At 63.4% G+C, this 20,388-nt stretch carries 14 protein-coding genes; 11 read left to right on the forward strand and 3 right to left on the reverse strand.

What is annotated here, in order from left to right; genetic code table 11:
- Window positions 1-70 precede the first annotated feature (70 nt).
- Window positions 71-502, forward strand: coding sequence for a PPC domain-containing DNA-binding protein (locus tag QMN23_RS13715; protein WP_281999892.1), 432 nt, complete (start codon window positions 71-73; stop codon window positions 500-502).
- Here QMN23_RS13715 and QMN23_RS13720 read toward each other — a convergent pair.
- Window positions 499-1,377: an ATP-binding protein gene (locus QMN23_RS13720; protein WP_281999893.1), complete on the reverse strand. Its 879-nt coding sequence runs from the start codon at window positions 1,375-1,377 to the stop codon at window positions 499-501. The two genes, QMN23_RS13715 and QMN23_RS13720, sit on opposite strands and share 4 nt — an antisense overlap.
- Window positions 1,378-1,572: 195 nt before the next feature.
- Here QMN23_RS13720 and rbr point away from each other — a divergent pair, with 195 nt between their 5' ends.
- Both rbr and QMN23_RS13730 read left to right on the forward strand, forming a co-directional pair.
- A complete protein-coding gene (gene rbr / locus QMN23_RS13725; RefSeq protein WP_281999894.1) occupies window positions 1,573-2,145 on the forward strand; it encodes a rubrerythrin in 573 nt (190 codons plus the stop codon).
- A gap of 218 nt (window positions 2,146-2,363) precedes the next feature.
- On the forward strand, window positions 2,364-2,924 hold the full coding sequence (locus QMN23_RS13730) for a cytochrome C (RefSeq protein ID WP_281999895.1): 561 nt from the start codon (window positions 2,364-2,366) through the stop codon (window positions 2,922-2,924).
- Between the two features lie 57 nt (window positions 2,925-2,981).
- On the opposite strand, the gene QMN23_RS13735 is transcribed toward QMN23_RS13730, so the two are convergent.
- Both QMN23_RS13735 and QMN23_RS13740 read right to left on the reverse strand, forming a co-directional pair.
- Complete coding sequence (locus QMN23_RS13735) at window positions 2,982-5,270, reverse strand: sensor histidine kinase (protein WP_281999896.1); 2,289 nt, start codon at window positions 5,268-5,270, stop codon at window positions 2,982-2,984.
- A gap of 222 nt (window positions 5,271-5,492) precedes the next feature.
- Window positions 5,493-6,401: a hypothetical protein gene (locus QMN23_RS13740; RefSeq protein WP_281999897.1), complete on the reverse strand. Its 909-nt coding sequence runs from the start codon at window positions 6,399-6,401 to the stop codon at window positions 5,493-5,495.
- A 143-nt stretch (window positions 6,402-6,544) separates the two neighbouring features.
- Between QMN23_RS13740 and QMN23_RS13745 the strand changes: the two genes are divergently transcribed.
- The 8 genes from QMN23_RS13745 (at window position 6,545) to QMN23_RS13780 (ending at window position 20,382) form a co-directional block, all read left to right on the forward strand.
- Window positions 6,545-8,242, forward strand: coding sequence for a mechanosensitive ion channel family protein (locus QMN23_RS13745; protein ID WP_281999898.1), 1,698 nt, complete (start codon window positions 6,545-6,547; stop codon window positions 8,240-8,242).
- Window positions 8,243-8,354: 112 nt separating this feature from the next.
- The gene (locus QMN23_RS13750; RefSeq protein WP_281999899.1) at window positions 8,355-8,699 is read left to right on the forward strand and encodes a hypothetical protein; all 345 of its coding nucleotides are present in this window, start codon (window positions 8,355-8,357) and stop codon (window positions 8,697-8,699) included.
- Between the two features lie 138 nt (window positions 8,700-8,837).
- Window positions 8,838-9,677, forward strand: coding sequence for a trehalose-phosphatase (locus tag QMN23_RS13755; protein ID WP_281999900.1), 840 nt, complete (start codon window positions 8,838-8,840; stop codon window positions 9,675-9,677).
- 25 nt (window positions 9,678-9,702) lie between these two features.
- Window positions 9,703-10,851 carry a Na+/H+ antiporter NhaA gene (locus QMN23_RS13760; RefSeq protein ID WP_281999901.1) on the forward strand — a complete coding sequence of 383 codons (1,149 nt, stop codon included), beginning with the start codon at window positions 9,703-9,705 and terminating at the stop codon, window positions 10,849-10,851.
- A gap of 116 nt (window positions 10,852-10,967) precedes the next feature.
- Window positions 10,968-12,851 (forward strand): potassium transporter Kup, encoded by a 1,884-nt coding sequence (locus QMN23_RS13765; RefSeq protein ID WP_281999902.1) that lies wholly within the window; start codon window positions 10,968-10,970, stop codon window positions 12,849-12,851.
- A gap of 225 nt (window positions 12,852-13,076) precedes the next feature.
- On the forward strand, window positions 13,077-14,915 hold the full coding sequence (treZ, locus tag QMN23_RS13770; protein ID WP_281999903.1) for a malto-oligosyltrehalose trehalohydrolase: 1,839 nt from the start codon (window positions 13,077-13,079) through the stop codon (window positions 14,913-14,915).
- Window positions 14,916-14,917: 2 nt separating this feature from the next.
- Entirely contained in the window at window positions 14,918-17,377 is a 2,460-nt protein-coding gene (locus QMN23_RS13775) for a DUF3536 domain-containing protein (RefSeq protein ID WP_281999904.1), read from the forward strand.
- Window positions 17,374-20,382, forward strand: a complete 3,009-nt coding sequence (locus QMN23_RS13780; protein ID WP_281999905.1) for a malto-oligosyltrehalose synthase — start codon at window positions 17,374-17,376, stop codon at window positions 20,380-20,382. Before QMN23_RS13775 ends, QMN23_RS13780 begins: the two co-directional genes overlap by 4 nt.
- The last annotated feature ends 6 nt before the right edge of the window (window positions 20,383-20,388 follow it).

A 20,388-nucleotide genomic window follows, 5' to 3' on the forward strand; every position in this document is an offset into this window, starting at 1 on the left:
TCAGGTGGGATGACAATCGACGAATTGTCGTTAAAATTTTCAAACAATAAATTATTCGGGAGGACAGGCGATGATGATCATGGGGAATTTACCGTTTAAATCGGATCTGATACGGGAGTTGACGAAGCTGGCCATCGACCGCGGCTTGCAGGCAGGGGTCGTGCAGCTGTTCGGCAGCCTGGGAAGCGCCCGTCTTTCTTACTTCGACCAGATCAAGCGGGCATACCAGATCCGCGGCTTCGACGCCCCCTTCGAGATCGTCTCCGGCACCGGCAACATCTCGCTGAAGAATGAACTGCCGTTCGTACACCTCCACCTGGCGATCGCCGACCATGACGGCAAGGTTTTCGGCGGCCACGCCCTCGACGGCTGCCGCATCTATGCCGTCGAATACGCAATCTGGCCGTTCAGCGGGCCGGCCCCGAAGCGGGTCCATGACCACGTCACCGGCCTCTACCTCTGGGAACGGGAACGCTACGAGCCGGCAGCCGGCACCTCTTAGGCGCGGGCGAGCAGCTGTTGCCCAACCCAGTGGCTGGCGAACTGGTAGGCGATCCGCCCGCTCCGGTCGCCTTTCTTCTGGGCCCAGAGGATCGCCTCGTCCCGGACCTCGCGGGACCACTCGACGGTCGTGCCGCTCTTGGTGCAGAGCTTGTCGATCCAACGATGCACCACTTCCAGATACTGATCCTGGCTGAAGGGATGGAACGACACCCAGATGCCGAAGCGGCCGGAAAGGGAGATTTTCTCCTCCACCGCCTCGCCGTGGTGGATCTCCCCTTCGACCATCATGGCGCCGCGGTTGTCGCTCTCGTATTCGGGAAGCAGGTGCCGGCGATTGGATGTGACATAAATCAGCACGTTCTCCGGCGGGGCGTAGACCGAACCATCCAGGGCGCTCTTCAGCATCTTGTAGCTCGATTCACCCACCTCGAACGATACATCGTCGGAAAAGATGATGAACTTGTAGGGCTGATTCTTGACCTCGTCAACGATGTCGGGAAGATGGATCAGATCGTCCTTGTCCACCTGAATGACCCGTAGCCGCCGACCGGCGTAGCTGTTGAGCAGCGCCCGCACCAGCGACGATTTGCCGGTGCCGCGGGTTCCCCAGAGCAGGATGTTGTTGGCGGGGTAGCCGGCGAGGAACTGGCGGGTATTCTCCTCGACGAGCCGTTTTTGCTTATCGATCCCGAACAGGTCGTCGAGATGGATGTTCTCGATTTCGGGAACGGGCTCCAGGCAGCCGGAAAACGAATGCCGGCGCCAGTTGGCGGCGTGACACACCGCCCAGTCGATCCGGTCAACCGCTTTCGGCAGGATCATTTCCAGCGAAGCGAGTACCCGTTTCAGTTGCTCAAGCAGTTCCTGGTCCATGGTTGCCCCCCCGGTTCGCCCGCGCCGCAATGCCGATAATGAGCGGGCGTATACGCTCAGCACTCTAGAAGAGCGGGTCCCCCCCTGTCAACGAAAAATCCGGCCGCCCCGGCACGAATTCCTTGACAGGCCGAAGCAGCACGCTAGGATAGGTACACGTCGAATCAATTGTCACCAAGTCAGAGGGAGGATCGGATGAAACTGCAGGGCACTGAAACGGAAAAAAATCTGCTCAAGTCGTTCGCCGGGGAAAGCCAGGCCCGCAACCGTTACACCTACTTCGCCGGGCAGGCACGTAAGGAAGGATACATTCAGATCGCCGAGATCTTCGAGGAAACGGCTAACCAGGAAAAAGAGCATGCCAAGCGTTTTTTCAAGTTCCTGGAAGGAGGCGAACTGGAAATCACCGCCAGCTTCCCTGCCGGGATTATCGGCACCACCGCCCAGAACTTGGCGGCGGCCGCCGCGGGGGAGCATTACGAGCAAAGCGAGCTGTATCCCGGCTTTGCCGCCGTCGCCCAAGAAGAAGGCTTCGCTGAAATTGCCGCCGTCTTCCGGGCGGTCTGCGTGGCTGAGCGCCAGCATGAGAAGCGCTACCGCGACCTGCTCGCCAACATCGAGAACAACCGCGTATTCACCCGTGACGAACCGGTTGTCTGGCGCTGCCGCAACTGCGGCTACCTCCACGAGGGGCCGGGAGCCCCGGAGCGCTGCCCGGCCTGTGCCCATCCAAAGGCCCACTTCGAGCTGCTCGGGGAAAATTACTAAGGAACTGTCGCCACCGCGGCATGGTCGACCACGGCCATGCCGCCCCTACCCTGCCGCAACGGGAGCATCCCCACCCCGGACGCACCTTTTTCCATACCCCCGGTCAATTTCAATATTTTATATTGATTAAATGCAACTAATATTGTTATAGGTAATGGTAAAAGGACATCATCGATCCCCCCTGCACCTGTCCCGCACCCTACATTCGGAGGCCCACCATGCCTGCACCTGCCCGTTCGTTATCCCGGCTCTGCGCGGCACTGCTCCTGCTACTGGCCGCCACCGCCTTCACCAGCCGGCCGGCCGGAGCACTCACCATGACGGCCGAGCTTTGCACCAGATGTCATACCGGTGACAATCCCGATCGCCATCACGCCCTGATCCAGAGTGCCGGCAAGCTGTGCCTCGACTGCCACCAGCTCGTCAGCGCCCCCGACGGCTCCTATACGGTGCCGCTGGTGCGTGACTGCGTCGTCTGCCACTCCGCCCAGCAACACAGCACCGTCCAGCATACGGTAGAGGCACCCCGTGGCTGTGCCCGCTGCCACAGCGGGACGCTGATCCAGATCCACACCGGTGACGGCTATTCGGGAAAAGACCCGCTCATCACCAACGAGATTTACCCATGCCTGCGCTGCCACACCAGCACCCTGCCGGTGGTGGTGGCAAGCGTCAGCGCCGGGTTGTCCGGGCAAACGATCACCTGCTGGAACTGCCACCCGGACGGGATGGCCGGTGGCGGCGGGACAGTCGCGCCGTCGCTCAGCAACAAAAAATAGTGGGGTTGGGGAGAGATGGCAGGATGAGGCGACAGCCCGGCCGTGCCGAAAAAGCGTCTAGAGCGTGAAGTAGAAAACCGCGCCCTTGCCGAGCTGGCTTTCCGCCCAGATCCGGCCGCCGTGACGGTGAATGATCCTCTGGACCGTCGCCAAGCCGACGCCGGTCCCCTCGAATTCCTCCTGGCGATGCAGGCGCTGGAACGGCCCGAACAGCCGCTCCGCATAAGCCATGTCGAAGCCGGCGCCATTGTCACGGACAAAGAAAACGGTCCGTTCCTCTTCGATGGCCGCTCCAACGTCGATGCGCGCTTGTTTCCTTTTGCCGGTGTACTTCCAGGCGTTACCCAGCAGGTTTTCGAGGGCAATCCGTAACAGGCTGCCGTCGCCGATCGTCTTAAGGCCAATGCCGACCGTAATCTCCACCTGCCGTTCCGGCTCCGCCTGCCGGAATTCACCAATAATTTCCCGCGCCAACATCCCAATGTCGACCCGCTCTTGCTTGAGCTGCCCCCTGCTCAGCCGGGAGAGGTTTAGCAGCGCATCAATCAGCTGCCCCATTCGTCCCGTCGCCCCCTGCATCCGCTGCAGCAACAGACGGCCTTCGTCGTCGAGCAGATCGCCGTAATCCTCGACCAGCACCTGGCCAAAGCCGGAAATATGGCGCAGCGGCGCCTGAAGATCGTGGGATACGGAGTAGCTGAACGCTTCCAGTTCGCGGTTTGCCACCTCCAGCGCCCGCTTCTGCCGTTCAAGATCGTCATTCAGCCAGCAGATTTCATCCTGGGCCTGAATCCGCTGGACGATTTCCCGGCGGAGCGACTCATTGGCCGTTTCCAGCTGGGCGGTCCGCTCGATCACCCGTTCCTCCAGTTCGGCATTGAGCCGCCGGATCTCGTCCTCCGCCTCTTTCCGCGCCGAGATATCCTCGATGACGGCAATGAAGTATTTCGGCCGCCCGACCTGATCGTGAATCAGCGAACCGGTCTGGGTGACCCAGACCATGGAGCCATCCTTGCGGTGATAGCGGTTATCGGTGGCACAGGAACCGGCCCCCTCGAGCAGGTGCTCGCGACAGGTTTGGTAACGTTCCAAGTCTTCGGGGAAGGTGATATCCATGAAGGTCATCCCGTCCATCTCCCCGTCGGTATAGCCAAGGATCTCGCAGAACCGGTGATTGACCCGGGTAAATCTGCCGTCCATCCCCACATGGGCAATCCCGACCGCCGCCTGCTCGAAGGTACAGCGGAACCGCTCCTCGCTCTCCTGGAGAGAGTCGGTACGGCTGTCGAGACATTTCACCATATCGTTGAATTCGGCGGAAAGCTCGGCGATCTCATCGCCGGTTTCGAAGGCGATGAAACGGGCATCACCCGATTTTACCGGCAATTCTTTGATGTGGCGGGTAAAGACGGTCAAAGGCCGGGTCATCCGCCGCATCAGGATCGTCATGACCACGATAACCGCGACAAGCCCCAGCGCCGTGGTGAAACCGAGGAAGAGCCGGGCCTTGCGGATCGGTTCATAGGCCTCGGCAAGCGGGTAATTGGATGCCAGCACCCAATCCTTGGCGGCCAATTTGCGCACGGTGGTCAGCATCGACTGGCCGAGATTGTTAACCGTTTCCCGGGTACCGATAAATCCGTGCAGGGCATCTTCGACGACATTGTCGAGCGCGGGCGAGACGTGGCGGAGAAGGCAGGCATCGGAGGGATGGAGCAAAATGGTCCGATCGGGGGAAATCAGCTGCAGGTACCCCCCGCGGCCGATTTTCATACTGCTGAAGCGGGAAAGAATATTTTCCTTCTTAAGAGAAAAGCTGCCGACCATCACGCCGCGAACGGCGCCTTGACGATCGCGGATCGGCGCGGTAATGACAATTTCCGATGGGATATGGCCGTCACAGCAACTGGTCAGATCAGAGATCAACGGCTTCCCCGTTTTCACCGTTTCCTGGAAAAAGGGTTCGTCGGTGAAATTGCTCTGCAGGCGTCGCCCGGGCGCGACGTTGGTCGCCGCCACCAGATCGCCGCTGGCGGCAATTACCATCATCTGATCGTTGAACAGTTTGTTGAGACCGGTTCGACTGGCCAGGAACTGCTTTGCCTGGTCCGGCGACTCCAGGGCACCGAGCGGGAAGCTGTCGGCATTGGCGACCAAAAGTCGCTGGGCGGTGAGGAGGGTATTGTCGACTTCGTTGGCAATGTAGGTGATGATCGAAAGTTGCTGCGCGGAGATGTTCTGGTGGAGGTTCCGCTCAAAATAGCCGAGGATCACGCAGGCCATGACGGAGGCGAAGACCACCATCAGGGCCGAGACGGCAACCGTCATTTTCCGCTTGAGATTCATTCCTGCTTACCATCGGCACCGATCCGACCCGCGCCTGGCAGGGGCCTGATGCCATTACACCGGGACGGCCGGAGCCATTGTCCTTCCTCTACGCTTCTCATCCCCTCCATGGGCGGCACTGCATTTACATCGGCAAACAGTAACGCATGATTGTAACAGTGCTGCCATAAAAATGTCAATATTTGAATATATTAAAACTAACAATTCACCTCAAGCTTGGTGCTAATGCCGCGCACCACGCGCTTCCAACTCCTGCAACAGATCATCGTAGGCAACCGTTTTTTTAATGAGCGGGACATCCTTCCGCGCCGCGTCTTCGAAGATCCTGAGCTTGTTGTTAAATTGCCCAGTCCGGGTCCTGAGCCCTTCCAGACTCGAGGTAAGAAAGCTTTTTTCGTGTTTGTCCACATCCTTGCGCATGATGAACGATTTGGTCTTGTTCCAGTATTCGTCGCTGCTCCCCATATACTGGTTGACCGTCTCCAGGAAGGACAGCGACGACGACGAGATTTCGGCAGTCGTCTTGAGCCGGGTCTGGACATCGAGCATCTCCTTGAGGAGTTCCGCATCGGCAAAACGGGCAGCGTCGGCAAGTTGCGTCGAGGTCAGGCCCTTTGCCGGGTCAAGAGCGTCGACCTTGGCAACGAACTTGCCGGAGGTATCGAGATACTTGGCGATGGAAACAGAGGTGGCGTTAAGCGCCAGGACCCCTTGAGAGACGAACTTGGTCAGGACCGAGGCCTGACCGGCATAGGGGATCGGCAGCACCCGGGCAAAACCGGCAACTACCGATCCGGCCTCGATATACTTGGCATAGCCGGAGAGGCTCCCCCCCATCCAGCGGACAAAGTTTTCGAAATCGGCCATGCTCTGCCGCTGGACGCGGGTATTTGCCGCCAGCTCCTGTAACTGCCGGTAGTTGCGCTGGAGCAGTTCGTCACGGGAGATGACGGGCGTACACTCCATCGTCCGCATTTTTTCAGCCAGGGCGGTATTTTCCTGGCGGGCAGCTTCGAGCGCCACGCTCTGCTGCTTGACCATTTCCTCGCACGAGGGAACATCTTCGGCAGCAGCGAACGGGGCCGGCAGGGAAGCGGCCGCCAGCAGGGCGGCAACAAGCACACTTTTCACGACGATAGATCTCCTTAGTCACCGCGGACGCTACCGCGGTAATTCATTTCCGGACAAAGCCGGCACACCGGCGGAAATTCTAGTCCTTAGGCCGACGACTGTCCACTCTTTCGTGCCCCCGGCAGTTGAAGAGGTGGTCACCCATGATAGGATGGTTACAGAGATTCTTTTCCCCCGGAGCCATTACCATGTTCACCCGCTGTCTGCTGACCCTCGTCCTTCTTCTTGTTCTGGCAGCGCCGCCGGTCCCGGCGGTCGACCGAAGCGAAACGCCGTCGACACCCGCCGCCACCGGGGCACCGGTAACCCTCAACGGTACGCCGCTTTTTTACGTCCGAGAGAAAGTGCTCTCCTACCCGCCGACGGAACGAGCACGGCTCATTTCGGCACGCCTGGAGAAATTGCTTCATGCGCCGCAAGTCGACGCTGCCACAATCACCACCACCGACAGCGACGCCAGCACCGACATCGTGGCCGGCGACCTGGTGATCATGAGCGTGACCGACCGGGATGCGCGTGGCGAGGGAACCACCCGCCAGGAACTGGCCCGACGCTTCCGGGACCGGATCGTCGCCGCCATCGTCGCCTACCGGGATGAATACTCGTCCAGGAGTCTGCTCGAAGGGAGCGCCTATGCGGCACTGGCGACCCTCGTCCTCGTGGCGGCACTGCTCTTTCTCAAGAAGCTCTTTCCGCTCCTGCACAACCGGCTGCAATCGTGGAAAGGGACGAAGATCCGCTCGCTCAGGGTCCAGTCCCTGGAAATCGTCAACGCCGAACGGATCGTCAGCCTGCTGGCCAGCCTGCTCAGGGGGGGCCGGCTCGTTATTACGCTGACTCTTTTCTACTTCTATATCCCGCTGGTTTTCAGTTTTTTCCCCCAGACCCAGGGTTTTGCCGCACAACTGTTCGGACACCTGATTTCTCCGTTGCGCAGCATCGGTCACGCCATCGGCGCTTACCTGCCGAACATCTTCTTCATCCTCGTCATCCTGCTGGTAACCCATTACGTCATCAAGTTGATCCGCTTCGTCTTCGCCGAGATCGGCAAGGGGACCATCACCATCCCCGGTTTTTACCAGGATTGGGCCGAGCCGACGTTCAAAATCGTCCGCTTCCTCGTCCTGGCCTTCGCCGCAGTAGTGGTCTTTCCCTACCTCCCCGGTTCCAATTCGCCGGCCTTCAAAGGGATCTCGATCTTTCTCGGCGTCCTTTTCTCGCTCGGCTCGACATCGGCCGTCGCCAACATCGTCGCCGGGGTGATCCTTACCTACACGCGGGGCTTCAAAACCGGTGACCGGGTCAAAATTGCCGAGACGGTCGGCGACGTGGTGGAGAAGACGCTGCTCGTCACCCGGATCAGAACCATCAAGAACGTCGACGTAACCATCCCCAATTCGATGGTGATCAGCAGCCACGTCGTTAATTACAGTTCCTCGGCCGACGCCTACGGGCTGATCCTCCACACCAGCGTCACCATCGGCTACGACACGCCTTGGCGCACCATCCACCAACTGCTGGTCGAAGCAGCCAAGCGGACGGAACATATCCTGGAACTCCCGGCGCCGTTCGTCCTGCAGACCGCCCTCAACGACTTCTACGTCACCTACGAGCTGAACGCCTACACCGACCAGCCGCACAAAATGATGGCGATCTACTCGGCCCTGCACCAGCAGATCCAGGACCGGTTCAACGAAGCAGGGGTGGAAATCATGTCGCCCCACTACTCCCAACTCCGGGACGGCAACTCGACGACCATCCCCGAGTCCTACCGGCCGCCCGGTTACGTGGCGCCGTCAATCAGGATCAGTCGCCCCGGCGAGGCCGCACCGACAGAGTGAATAACTGCTGCATCCCCGCCAGCATCAGGCCTCGGCCGATCTGTCTTGACAAAAAAGCTCGCATTATCATATACTTCAAAAACAGCCGGCACGTGTTCCGGCCAATCCGACCATGAAACTTTTCCACATTATCCATAAATGCCTGGCCATTCTGCTGCTGACGGCGCTGCTTTTGTTGAACCTCACGGCCGGCGGCATGGCCCAGGTTCTCGCCAATCACCACGACGACCGGCAGACGGTGACCGTCCAGCCGGCCCAGCTCTCCGACGTGGAAGACGACGGGGTGCCCCTCCCCGACTTCGATATCCCGCCCCTTGACTTCCCGCCACCCGCTAACGAGTGGGGACGAATCCCCCCCTATGCGCCAGAAGTCTCCATGCTGACCCACCACGAGCCGTTTCGCGCCTTGCCACAGATCGTCGCCGACCGCTTCATTCCTCCACAACTCATCTCCTGACAGTCGGCAAGCGTCCACGTTCCGGCACACCATGCCGCATCGTGCCGCCGAACCCCCGTCCCGGCCGATTCGCCGGCCGCGCTAGCTTATCTCGCGGGCAGCTACAGCAATAAGCCCGCCAGACAGGAGGTATCACCCATGACCATCATTACCCAGAGAGAACGACTCTGGATTTTTGCCTTCGACGGCACCATCGTGCCGGCCGCCGACCGGGCCAAGGCCCGGCTGCGCCAACCGATCCGGCAGCTGTTGGAAGAACTTGCCGACAATCCGCGAAACCTGGTGGCACTCCTTTCCAGCCGGCCGCTTGAAGACCTGGCCCCCCGGGTGCCGGTGCCCGGCATCTACCTCGGCGGCGGCTGCGGCGCCGAATGGCATACCCCGGATAACGGCTCCATGACTCTGAGCGGTCGGCCGAAGGAACGGCTGATGGAACGACGCGAGGCGCTGCTGCCATTACTGGCGGACGCCGCCGCACTGCCGGGGATCGAACTTGAGGATCACCGCTGGTCGGTAGCGATCACCGGCGGCGCGGCATCGGCAAAGACCCGAAAAGACTGTGCCGACCGGCTGGAAGAGCTGGTCGGCGACGGACCGGCGACCCGCTTTCGCCGGGCGGCACTGGTCGAAATCCCCTTTATTCCGGAAATCACGATGGAATTCGGCGTCCGCGCCATCTGCCGCCTCCTGTCGTTCGACGGCGAACTGATCTGTGCCGGGAGCGAACAGGGTGACGCTGCCGCCCTCAGCTGGATCATTCGCCAAGGGGGAAAGGCCATCAATATCGGCCGGCGGCCGCTGGTCGCCGAGTCTCTCGCCGTCGCCGATGTACGGGCGCTCAACCGCACGGTACGCAGCATCGCCGGCCTGGCCCCGGCCATCCCGACGCGGCCGCACTGCCAACGCCTCGAAGCGGGGCGGACCGCTGCCGCCCAACCGCTCGACGCGCCGCAAACCGGCTGCAGCATCCGCCGGTAACTTCCGTAATCGAGAAAGGACCATCGTGAGAAAACGTCTCAATATGCTCCGGGAATTTTCAGTCCCGCTGATTGCCGGGGTGGTAATTGCCCTGATCTGGGCCAACCTGACCCCGGAAAGCTATCATACGTTCATCGAAAAGCCGTTTTTCGGCACGCCGAGCCTCCATTTCGTGGTCAACGATCTGTTCATGGTGCTCTTTTTCGGCATTGCCGCCGTGGAGATCACCCAGAGCTGCCTCCCGGGAGGCGAGCTGCATCCGCTCCGCAAGGCAATCAACCCCCTGTTCGCCACCCTCGGCGGCGTCGTCGGTCCGGTGATCGTCTACCTGGGGCTCAACGCGCTGTTCGGCGCGCCGGAGCTCATCCGCGGCTGGGGCATCCCGACCGCCACCGACATCGCCCTGGCCTGGCTGGTCGCCCGCCTGGTGTTTGGCGCCGGCCATCCGGCAGTATCGTTTCTCCTGTTGTTGGCAGTGGCCGACGATGCGATCGGCCTGGTGATCATCGCCATCTTCTATCCGGACCCGACCGTGCCGACCGCCCCGCAGTGGCTCTTTCTGACGGTTGCCGGGATGGTGACGGCCTACCTGCTGCGGGGCGCCAAGGTACGCAGCTACTGGCCCTATGTGATCGTCGGCGGGGGATTGAGCTGGTCGGGGCTGTTCCTCGCCCACCTTCACCCCGCCCTGGCGCTGGTCTTCGTCATTCCCTTCCTCCCCCATCCGCCGAAAGAGGACAAGCATCTGTTCGAGGAGGATCCCCACGACCTCTCGCCCCTCGCCCGCTTCGAGCACGAATGGAAAGTCGTGGTCGACTTCGGGCTGTTTCTGTTCGGCCTGACCAATGCCGGGGTAGCCTTCGCCAGCATGGGGACTGCCACCTGGCTGGTGCTGATCGCCCTTTTGGCCGGCAAGACGGTCGGCATCTTCGCCATGGGCTCACTGGCGGTACGGCTCGGCTTTCCACTGCCGGCCAGAGTGGGCAACAAGGAACTGATCGTGACCGGGCTGGTGGCCGGCATCGGCCTGACCGTAGCCCTGTTCGTCGCCGGGGCCGCCTTCGTGGAGCCGGTATTGGAGGGAGCGGCCAAAATGGGAGCGCTGTTTTCCGCCGGCGCCGCGCTGCTGGCACTGGTGGCGGGACGGGCCGCCGGAATCAGGCGGATCGACTGAACCGCCGGGGACCGGGTAGCGCTCCCGCCCGGCAGCGCTATAATTGATCTACGTGCCGGCCGGTCACCCCTGCTGTCGGGAACAGCCGCGCCAAACCAGACTATTCCGGACCGGATATGAGCGATAGCATCCCCCACAGGCACCAGGCGGTTCCCCTCGCCCTGACAGCTCTCGGCGTCGTCTATGGGGACATCGGCACCAGCCCGCTGTATGCCCTGCGCGAATGTTTCCACGGCGAACACCTGCTGCGGGCGACGCCGGCCAACGTGCTCGGGGTCCTGTCGCTGATCTTCTGGGCGTTGATCGTCATCATCTCGCTCAAATACCTGCTCTTGGTGATGCGGGCGGACAACCGGGGCGAGGGGGGAATCCTGGCACTGCTGGCACTGCTCAACCCGTGGCGCGCACGGCACGGCTGGGGCCGGATGATGACGATTTCCCTCGGTCTGTTCGGCGCGGCGCTGCTTTACGGCGACGGGGCAATCACCCCGGCGATTTCGGTATTGAGCGCCATCGAGGGACTCAAGGTGGCCACGCCGTTGCTCACCCCGGTGGTCGTCCCGACGACCATCGCCATCCTGATCGCGCTTTTCCTGCTGCAGAAACGGGGGACCGCCGGCATTGGTGCCCTGTTCGGCCCGGTGATGATCGTCTGGTTCGCCACCATTGCCCTGCTGGGGATACGGGGGATCACCATGGCTCCGGAAGTGCTCGCCGCCGTCAATCCCCTCCATGCAATCCGGCTGTTCGCCAGGGATGGCATGGAAGGATTCCTGATCCTAGGATCGGTCTTCCTGGTGGTCACCGGCGGCGAGGCGCTCTATGCCGACATGGGACACTTCGGCCGCCCGCCGATCCGCCTCGCCTGGTTCGCCTGTGTGCTGCCGGCGCTTTTGCTCAACTACTTCGGCCAGGGGGCGCTGCTTCTCCGTCGCCCGTTCGAGGCGACCGAGCCGTTCTACCACCTTGCCCCCTCCTGGGCTCTCTACCCGCTGGTGCTGCTTGCCACCGCCGCGACGATCATCGCTTCCCAGGCAGTGATCTCCGGCGCCTTTTCCCTGACCCGCCAGGCAGTGCAACTCGGCATGAGCCCGCGAATGCGGATCATCCAGACCTCCTCGGAAGAAATCGGCCAGATCTACATCCCGGCAGTCAACTGGGCATTGATGGGCGCCACCGTGGCCCTGGTAACCGGCTTCCACACGTCGAGCAACCTGGCGGCGGCCTATGGCGTGGCGGTGACGACCACCATGGTCATCACCACGGTGCTGATTTTTGCCGTGATGCGCAAACGCTGGCGGTGGGGCCTTTTGTCGGCAAGCTCGCTGACCGCCGTACTGCTCACCGTCGACCTGGCATTCTTCGCCGCCAACATGTTCAAGGTCGAAGCCGGCGGCTGGCTCCCCCTGGCGGCCGGGCTGGCGCTGTTCGTGCTGATGAAGACCTGGTACCAGGGACGGGAGCTGCTCTCCGCCCGGCTCCAGGAGAACGTCATCGACCTGCGGACCCTGATGGAGAAGATCTCTTTCGCCCCGCCGATCCGGGTCCCCGGCGTGGCAGTCTTCATGTCCGGCCGCCTCAACCACGCCCCGCCGATGCTCCTCCACCATCTGCAGCACAACCAGGTACTCCACGAAACCGTCGTGCTGCTGACGGTGGTCACCGAGGACAGCCCCCGCGTCGCCGCGGCAGACCGGCTGGAATTGGAAGACCTCAGCCACGGTTTTTACCGGCTGATTGCCCGCTACGGCTTCATGCAGAGCCCCAATGTGCCCGTGCTGCTTCGGGCCTGCGAACCGCTCGGCCTGACCATCGACCCCGACGAGGCCTCCTATTACCTCGCCCGGGAGACACTGATCCCCACCGAGCGGGTCCGCGGCATGCCGATCTGGCGGGAAAAACTGTTCGCCTTCATGGTTCGCAATGCCCTGCAGGCGACCGCGTTCTACAATCTTCCTCCCGATCGAGTGGTCGAACTGGGGCAGCAGGTGGAAATTTAACCCCGGCCGACCACCGCTAAACAGTCCTACTTCCGGCATGTTACGCCACCACTGGCCCGGACAATTTGATTTGTGCACAAATTATATGTACAATAACGATATTCATTCCGGAGGAATCATGAGCTACTCGCAGCATATCAGCCCTGTAAGCAGCGGTTTTTTGTTTATTGCCGTCAGCATCATTACCACCCCCACCGCGACCGCCGGGCCGCCCGGAGCGGCCAGATGACCGCCCCGAGCTGGCAGCTCGATCTCGGGGCAACCCCTTCCCCGGCCGGCACCCGGTTCCGGGTCTGGGCCCCGCGGGCAAAGACGGTCAGCGTCATCGGCGCCGGAGAGACGGCGCACGAGCTCCCCCTGCACCGGGAGGGCGAATACTTCGTCGGACAGAGCACCGACTTCCGCGCCGGCGACCGCTACCGCTACCTGCTCGACGGCACCCTGCTCCGCCCCGACCCCGCCTCCCGCTGCCAGCCCGAGGGCGTCCACGGCCCCTCGCAGGTGGTGGACCTGACGGGCTTTGCCTGGTCCGACGCCGACTGGCGGGGGATCGACCTCACCGACCTGATCACCTACGAACTCCACGTCGGCACCTTCACCCCAGCCGGGACCTTCGCCGCCATCATCGAAGAGCTCGAATACTTGGTCGAGCTAGGGATCACCGCCATCGAGCTGATGCCGGTCGGCCAGTTCCCCGGCAGCCGCAACTGGGGGTACGACGGCGTCTACCCCTACGCCCCCCAGCACTCCTACGGCGGCCACGCAGGCCTCAAGCAGCTGGTCGATGCCTGCCACCGCAAGGGATTGGCGGTCGTGCTCGACGTGGTCTACAACCATCTCGGCCCGGAGGGGAACTACCTTCACGCCTTCGCCCCCTACTTCACCGACCGCTATCGCACCCCGTGGGGGGAGGCGGTGAACTTCGACGGCCCCTACAGCGACGGGGTCCGCCACTATGTCGTTGCCAACGCCCTCCACTGGCTGACCGAATACCATGTCGACGCCCTGCGGCTCGACGCCATCCACGGCATCTTCGACTTCAGCCCCCGGCACATTCTTCGGGAACTGGCCGAAGCGGTCCACGAGCTCTCCGAAGAGCTCGGCCGCCCCCTCCAGGTGATTGCCGAGAGCGACCTGAACGACGTCCGGACGATTACGCCTGTCGACCGGGGCGGCCATGGTCTCGACGCCCAGTGGGCCGACGACTTCCATCACGCCCTGCGGGCTTTCCTGACCGGGGAGCGCCAGGGGTATTACGGCGATTTCGGGGCCTTCAGCCAATTGGTGACCGCCTTCCGGGAAGGGTTCGTCTACTCCGGCCAGTATTCGCCATTCCGCAAGCGCCGGCACGGTAGCTCGACCGCCACCGCCCCCCCCCGGCAGCTCCTGGTCTTCGCCCAGAACCACGACCAGATCGGCAACCGGCCGCGAGGCGACCGGCTCGGAGCGGTCCTCACCGCGGACCAGTTGCGGCTGGTGGCGGCGGCAGTAATCCTTTCGCCCTACCTGCCGCTCATCTTTATGGGGGAAGAGTACGGTGAGCCGGCACCGTTCCCCTATTTCGTCAGTCATGGCGACTCCGCCCTCGTCGACGCGGTCCGCCGGGGAAGGCGGGAGGAGTTCGCCACCTTCGCCTGGCAGGGAGAAATACCGGACCCCCAGGGCGAAGCGACCTTCCGCGCCGCCCGGCTCGATCGCACGTTGCGCGACCGGGAACCGCACTGCCGGTTGCTCGCGTTCTACCGGGAGCTTTTCCGGCTCCGCCGGGAACTGCCGCCACTCCGCCGGCCGAGCCGCGCCGGAACCGGGATAACGGCTTTCGGCCGGGAACAGGTGCTGGTGATGGTCAGGAGCGCCGACGCCGAGACGCTGGTCTGCCTGTTCAACTTCAGCGCCGGGGAGCAGGCTTTGCCCCTCCCCGGTCCTGCCGGCCGCTACCGGAAACTCGTCGACTCCGCCGCCGAACCGTGGGGCGGCGCCGGCAGCCCCGCCGCGGGCCATACCGCCGCCACAGCGCTGGTGCTCCTTGCACCGTTCTCGGCGGTCGTCTACCGGAAGGAATGATCATGGAACGGTTCATCTGCATTCACGGTCATTTTTATCAGCCCCCGCGGGAAAACCCCTGGCTGGAGGGGGTGGAAATCCAGGATTCCGCCCATCCGTACCACGACTGGAACGAGCGGATCACCGCCGAATGCTACGCCCCGAACAGCGCTTCGCGGATCGTCGACGGCGCGGGGCGGATCCTCGACATCGTCAACAGCTACGCCCGGATCAGCTTCAATTTCGGCCCCACCCTCCTCTGCTGGATGGAGCGCTCCTCCCCCGAAGTCTACCGGGCCATCCTGGAAGCGGACCGGCTGAGCATCGCCTGGCGCTCCGGGCACGGCAACGCCCTGGCCCAGGTCTACAACCACCTGATCATGCCGCTCGCCAACCGGCGGGACAAAGAGACCCAGATCCGCTGGGGAATCAGGGACTTCGAGAGCCGCTTCGGCCGTTTTCCCGAAGGGATGTGGCTGGCGGAAACGGCCGTGGACGGCGAAACGCTGGAGCTGCTCGCCGAAGCCGGCATCCGCTTCACTATCCTCGCCCCGCACCAGGCGGCCCGCTGCCGCCCCCTTACCGGCGGCCGCTGGCACGACGTCGGCGGCGGCCGGATCGACCCGAGCCGCCCCTACCGCTGCCGGCTCCCCTCTGGCCGGAGCATCGTCATCTTTTTCTACGACGGGCCGATCTCCCGCGCCGTCGCCTTCGAGAAGCTGCTCGACCGGGGCGAGACCTTCGCCCACCGGCTGCTGTCGGGATTCGCCGAGCACCGGCAGTGGCCGCAGCTCCTCTCCATCGCCACCGACGGCGAGACGTACGGGCACCATCACCGGCACGGCGACATGGCACTGGCGTACGCCCTCAACTACTTGGAAGGGAACGGCCTGGCCCGGCTGACCAATTACGGCGAATTCCTCGACCACTCACCGCCGACCCACGAGGTGCGAATCGTCGAGAAGAGCTCCTGGAGCTGCCTCCACGGCATCGAGCGCTGGCGGGGGAACTGCGGCTGCAATTCCGGCAGCCACGGCGACTGGCACCAGGAGTGGCGGGCGCCGCTGCGGGCCGCCCTCGACTGGCTGCGGGACGAGCTGGCCGAACGGTATGCCGCCGCGGCCGGGCAGCTTTTCCACGACCCCTGGCAGGCGCGCGACGATTATATCGACGTCATCCTCGACCGGTCGCCGGGACGGCTCGCCCCCTTCCTGGATCTCCATGCCATCCGGCCGCTCCGGGACGACGAACGGGTGACCCTGCTGAAACTGCTGGAGATGCAGCGGCACACCCTGCTGATGTACACCAGCTGCGGCTGGTTCTTCGACGAACTGTCGGGGATCGAGACCGTCCAGGTGATCCAGTACGCCGGCCGGGCCGTCCAGCTGGCCCAGGAGCTGTTCGCCAACGGCATCGAGCACGCCTTTCTCGCCCGGCTCGCCGAGGCCCGGAGCAATCTCCCCGAGCAGGGGGACGGTGCCCGGATCTACGAACGCTTCGTCCGGCCGGCGATGATCGACCTGGTGAAGGTCGGCGCCCATTATGCCATCAGCTCCCTCTTCCAGGAGTATGACGAGGAAACCGCCATCTTCAGCTACCGGGTCCGGCGTGAAGCGAGCCGGCTGGTCCAGGCGGGAACGACCCGGCTCACCATCGGCCGGGCCGTTGTCGGTTCCGCGGTCACCACCGAGGAGGAGCTGATCACCTACTGCGTCCTCTACTTCGGCGGCCACGCCCTCAACGGCGGAGTCCGCAGCTTCCGCGGCGACGAGGCCTACCGCGCCATGGGCGGCGCGATCGTCGCCGCCTTTGAGCAGAGCGATTTCGCCGCGATCATCCGGCTGATGGACGAGCATTTCGGCATGCACACCTACTCGCTCCGGGACCTGTTCCGCGATGAACAGCGGCGGATTCTCCACCAGGTGATCGCCGCGACCCTCGGCGAATTCGAGGAGAGCTATACCCGGCTCTACGATAACTACCGACTGCTGATGAGCTTCGTCCGCGAGACCGGCATGCCGGTACCGAACCAGTTCCGGACCACCGCCGGGCTGGCCCTCAACCTCAAGCTGGCCAGTGCCTTCGCCGCCGCGCCGCTTCGCCACGGCGAGATCGAGGAACTGCTCGGCGAAATCGGCGAATGGGCCGTTCCCCTCGACGCGGTCGACCTGGAATTCCAGGTCAGGCGCCGCCTAGAGGGGATCATGGCCGCGCTGCGGAAGTCCCCCGCCGACGAGCAACTGCTGGAAGAGGCCTGCAGCTCCCTGGCGACGGTCGCCCGGCTGCCGGTCGAGATCAATTTCTGGAAATGCCAGAACGACTACCTGACGATCGCCCGCACCACCGGGCGGGCCATTGCCGCCCGGGCCAGCAGCGGCGATCGGGCAGCCGGCCGCTGGCTCGCCGCCTTCCGCACCATCGGCGACCAGCTGCGCTTCGCTACCGCGGCCGTCATTCCGGCCGCAGCGGGAGACGATACATGAGCCAGCACGACCTCCCCCCGGTCCGCATCCCCGTCGCCACCTACCGCCTGCAGTTCAACCGCTCGTTCCGCTTCGCCGACGCGACCGGCCTTGTTTCGTACCTGCGGGAGCTGGGGATCAGCGACATTTACGCCTCTCCCTACTTCCAGGCCCGCGTCGGCAGCATGCACGGCTACGACATCGTCGACCAGAACCGGCTCAATCCCGAAGTCGGCAGCGCCGCCGACCACGACCGGTTTTGCGCCGAGCTGGCCCGGCACGGCATGGGCCAGCTGCTCGACATCGTCCCGAACCACATGTGCATCGAGGGGGGAGAAAACGAACGGTGGCTCGACCTTTTGGAAAACGGTCCGAGCTCGCTCTATGCCGACTTTTTCGACATCGACTGGCAGCCGGTCAAGAAGGAGCTGACCGAAAAGGTGCTGCTGCCGATCCTCGGCGACCAGTACGGTGCTATCCTGGAAAACGGCGAGCTCCGTCTCGCCTTCGACGAGGGGGCCTTTTCCGTCCGGTACTACGAGCACCGGCTGCCGATCATCCCCAAGACCTACCGGGCGATCCTCGGTCACCGGCTCGACGAGCTGACCCGCCAGTTCCCTCCCGATTATCCCGATTTCCAGGATTTGATGAGCATCATCAACGCCCTCGACCATCTTCCCCCCTACACCGAGCAGGACGAGGAGAAGATCCGCGAGCGCTACCGGGAGAAAGAGGTGATCAAGCGCCGGCTCTGGGCACTCTACCGGGAGAACCCGATCATCCGCGAATTCGTCGAGACGAACGTGGCGATCTTCAACGGCGAGCCGGGCAATTCCCACAGCTTCGACCTCCTCGACGATCTGCTCCGTCAGCAGGTTTACCGGCTCTCCCACTGGCGGGTCGCCACCGAGGAGATCAACTACCGGCGGTTCTTCGACATCAACGCCCTCGGCGCCATCCGGATGGAGATCCCCCGGGTCTTCGAAGAGACCCACCGGCTGGTTCTCGAACTGGTCCGCCAGGGGAAGGTGACCGGCCTGCGAGTCGACCATGCCGACGGCCTCTACAACCCGGCCGATTACCTGCACCGGCTCCAGCGGGCCTGCTTCCTCCAGAGCCGGCTGGCCCTGCTCGGCGAACTGGCGGCAAACCGGTCGCCGGAGCAGGGGGAAACCGAGCTGGCAGAAAACATCCTCCAGCTGTACGACGAATTGGTCGAAGTCTCCCCCCAGGCCAAACCGTTCTTCATCATCGGCGAAAAAATCCTCATGAAGGGAGAACGGCTGCCGGAGGAGTGGCCGGTCTACAGCACCACCGGGTACGAATTCGCCAACGCGGTCACCGGCCTTCTGGTCGATACCCGCAACGCCCGGGAGTTCGACACCATCTACAACCGCTTCGTCCGGGAACGGATGAACTTCGCCGAGATCGCCTACGACAAGAAAAAACTGGTCATGCAGGTGGCGATGGCGGGAGAAGTCAATACCCTCGGCCACTACCTGAACACCATCTCCGAGATGAACCGGCACACCCGCGACTTTACCCTCAACAGCCTGATCAAGGCGCTGGTGGAGGTCATCGCCTGTTTCCCGGTGTACCGGACCTACATCAACAGTCGGGAGGTCAACGACCGGGACCACCAGTACATCGAGTACGCCGTCGCCAAGGCTAAGCGGAAGAACCGGGCGATGAACGAATCGATCTTCGCCTTCATCGAGGACGTACTCTTGCTCCGCTTCTACGAAAGCACCGGCGGTCGGGACCGGGAGGAGTGGCTCAACTTCGTCATGAAGTTCCAGCAGATCACCGGCCCGGTGATGGCCAAAGGGCTGGAGGACACCACCTTCTACGTCTACAACCGGCTGGTGGCGCTCAACGAAGTAGGGGGGACGCCGGAACGGTTCGGCATCACCGTCGAGGCGTTCCACGGCCAGAACATCGAACGGGCCAAAGGGCAGCCGCTGGCGCTTTTGGCTACCTCCACCCACGATACCAAGCGGAGCGAGGACGTCCGGGCGCGGATCGCCGTCCTGTCGGAAATCCCCGGCAAGTGGCGGGACTGGCTCTCCCGCTGGGGACGGCTGAACCGCCACCGCAAGATCGTCGTCGACGGCAAGCCGGTACCCGACCGCAACGAGGAGTACCTCCTTTACCAGACCCTGCTCGGCGCCTGGCCGCCGGGGCCGCTCTCCGCCGCCGGGCAGCGGGAGTTCGCCGGCCGGATCAAGGAATACATGCTCAAGGCGATGCGCGAGGCCAAGGTCAACACCAGCTGGATCAACCCGGAACCGGTCTACGAGGACGCCGTCTGCCACTTCATCGACCGCATCCTCGAAGAACGGCCGGACAACCAGTTCCGCGCCGACCTGCTACAGCGGCTGCCGCCGCTCGTCCGCTGCGGCATGCTCAACGCCCTCTCCCAGACGCTGCTCAAGATCGCCTCGCCGGGGATTCCCGACTTCTACCAGGGGACTGAACTGTGGGACTTCAGCCTGGTCGATCCGGATAACCGGCGGCCGGTCGATTATGAAAAACGGCGGGCCGCCCTGGCCGCCCTCCGCCGGCAGCTGGCCGAAACCGGGCCACTGGCGGTGGCCAGGCGACTGGCGGACGCGCCGGAAGACGGGCGGATCAAGCTCTACCTGACCTGGCAGGCGTTGCAGTTCCGCCAGCGCCAGCACCGGCTGTTCGAGGAGGGGAAATATATCCCCCTCGAGGTGGAGGGCGAACGGGCGGCCCACCTCTGCGCCTTCGAGCGCTACCTGAACGAAGCGACGGTCCTGGTGGTAGCGCCCTGTTCCTGGATGGAGCTGGCAGGAGAGACGGCCGTCACGCCGCTCGGCGCGGCGGCATGGCGGGAAACGCGGCTGGTGGTCCCGTTCGAGACGGCGGGACGACCGTTCCGCAGCATTTTTACCGGCGAGCGGTTCGCCACCGAGCTGCGGGACGGCCGGTCGACCCTCCCCCTGGCCAGGGTGCTGGGGAATTTTCCGGTGGCGCTTTTGGAGGGGGTGGAACGGGAGTGAACGGCG

Source organism: Geotalea uraniireducens (assembly GCF_027943965.1).
Lineage (GTDB): Bacteria > Desulfobacterota > Desulfuromonadia > Geobacterales > Geobacteraceae > Geobacter > Geobacter uraniireducens.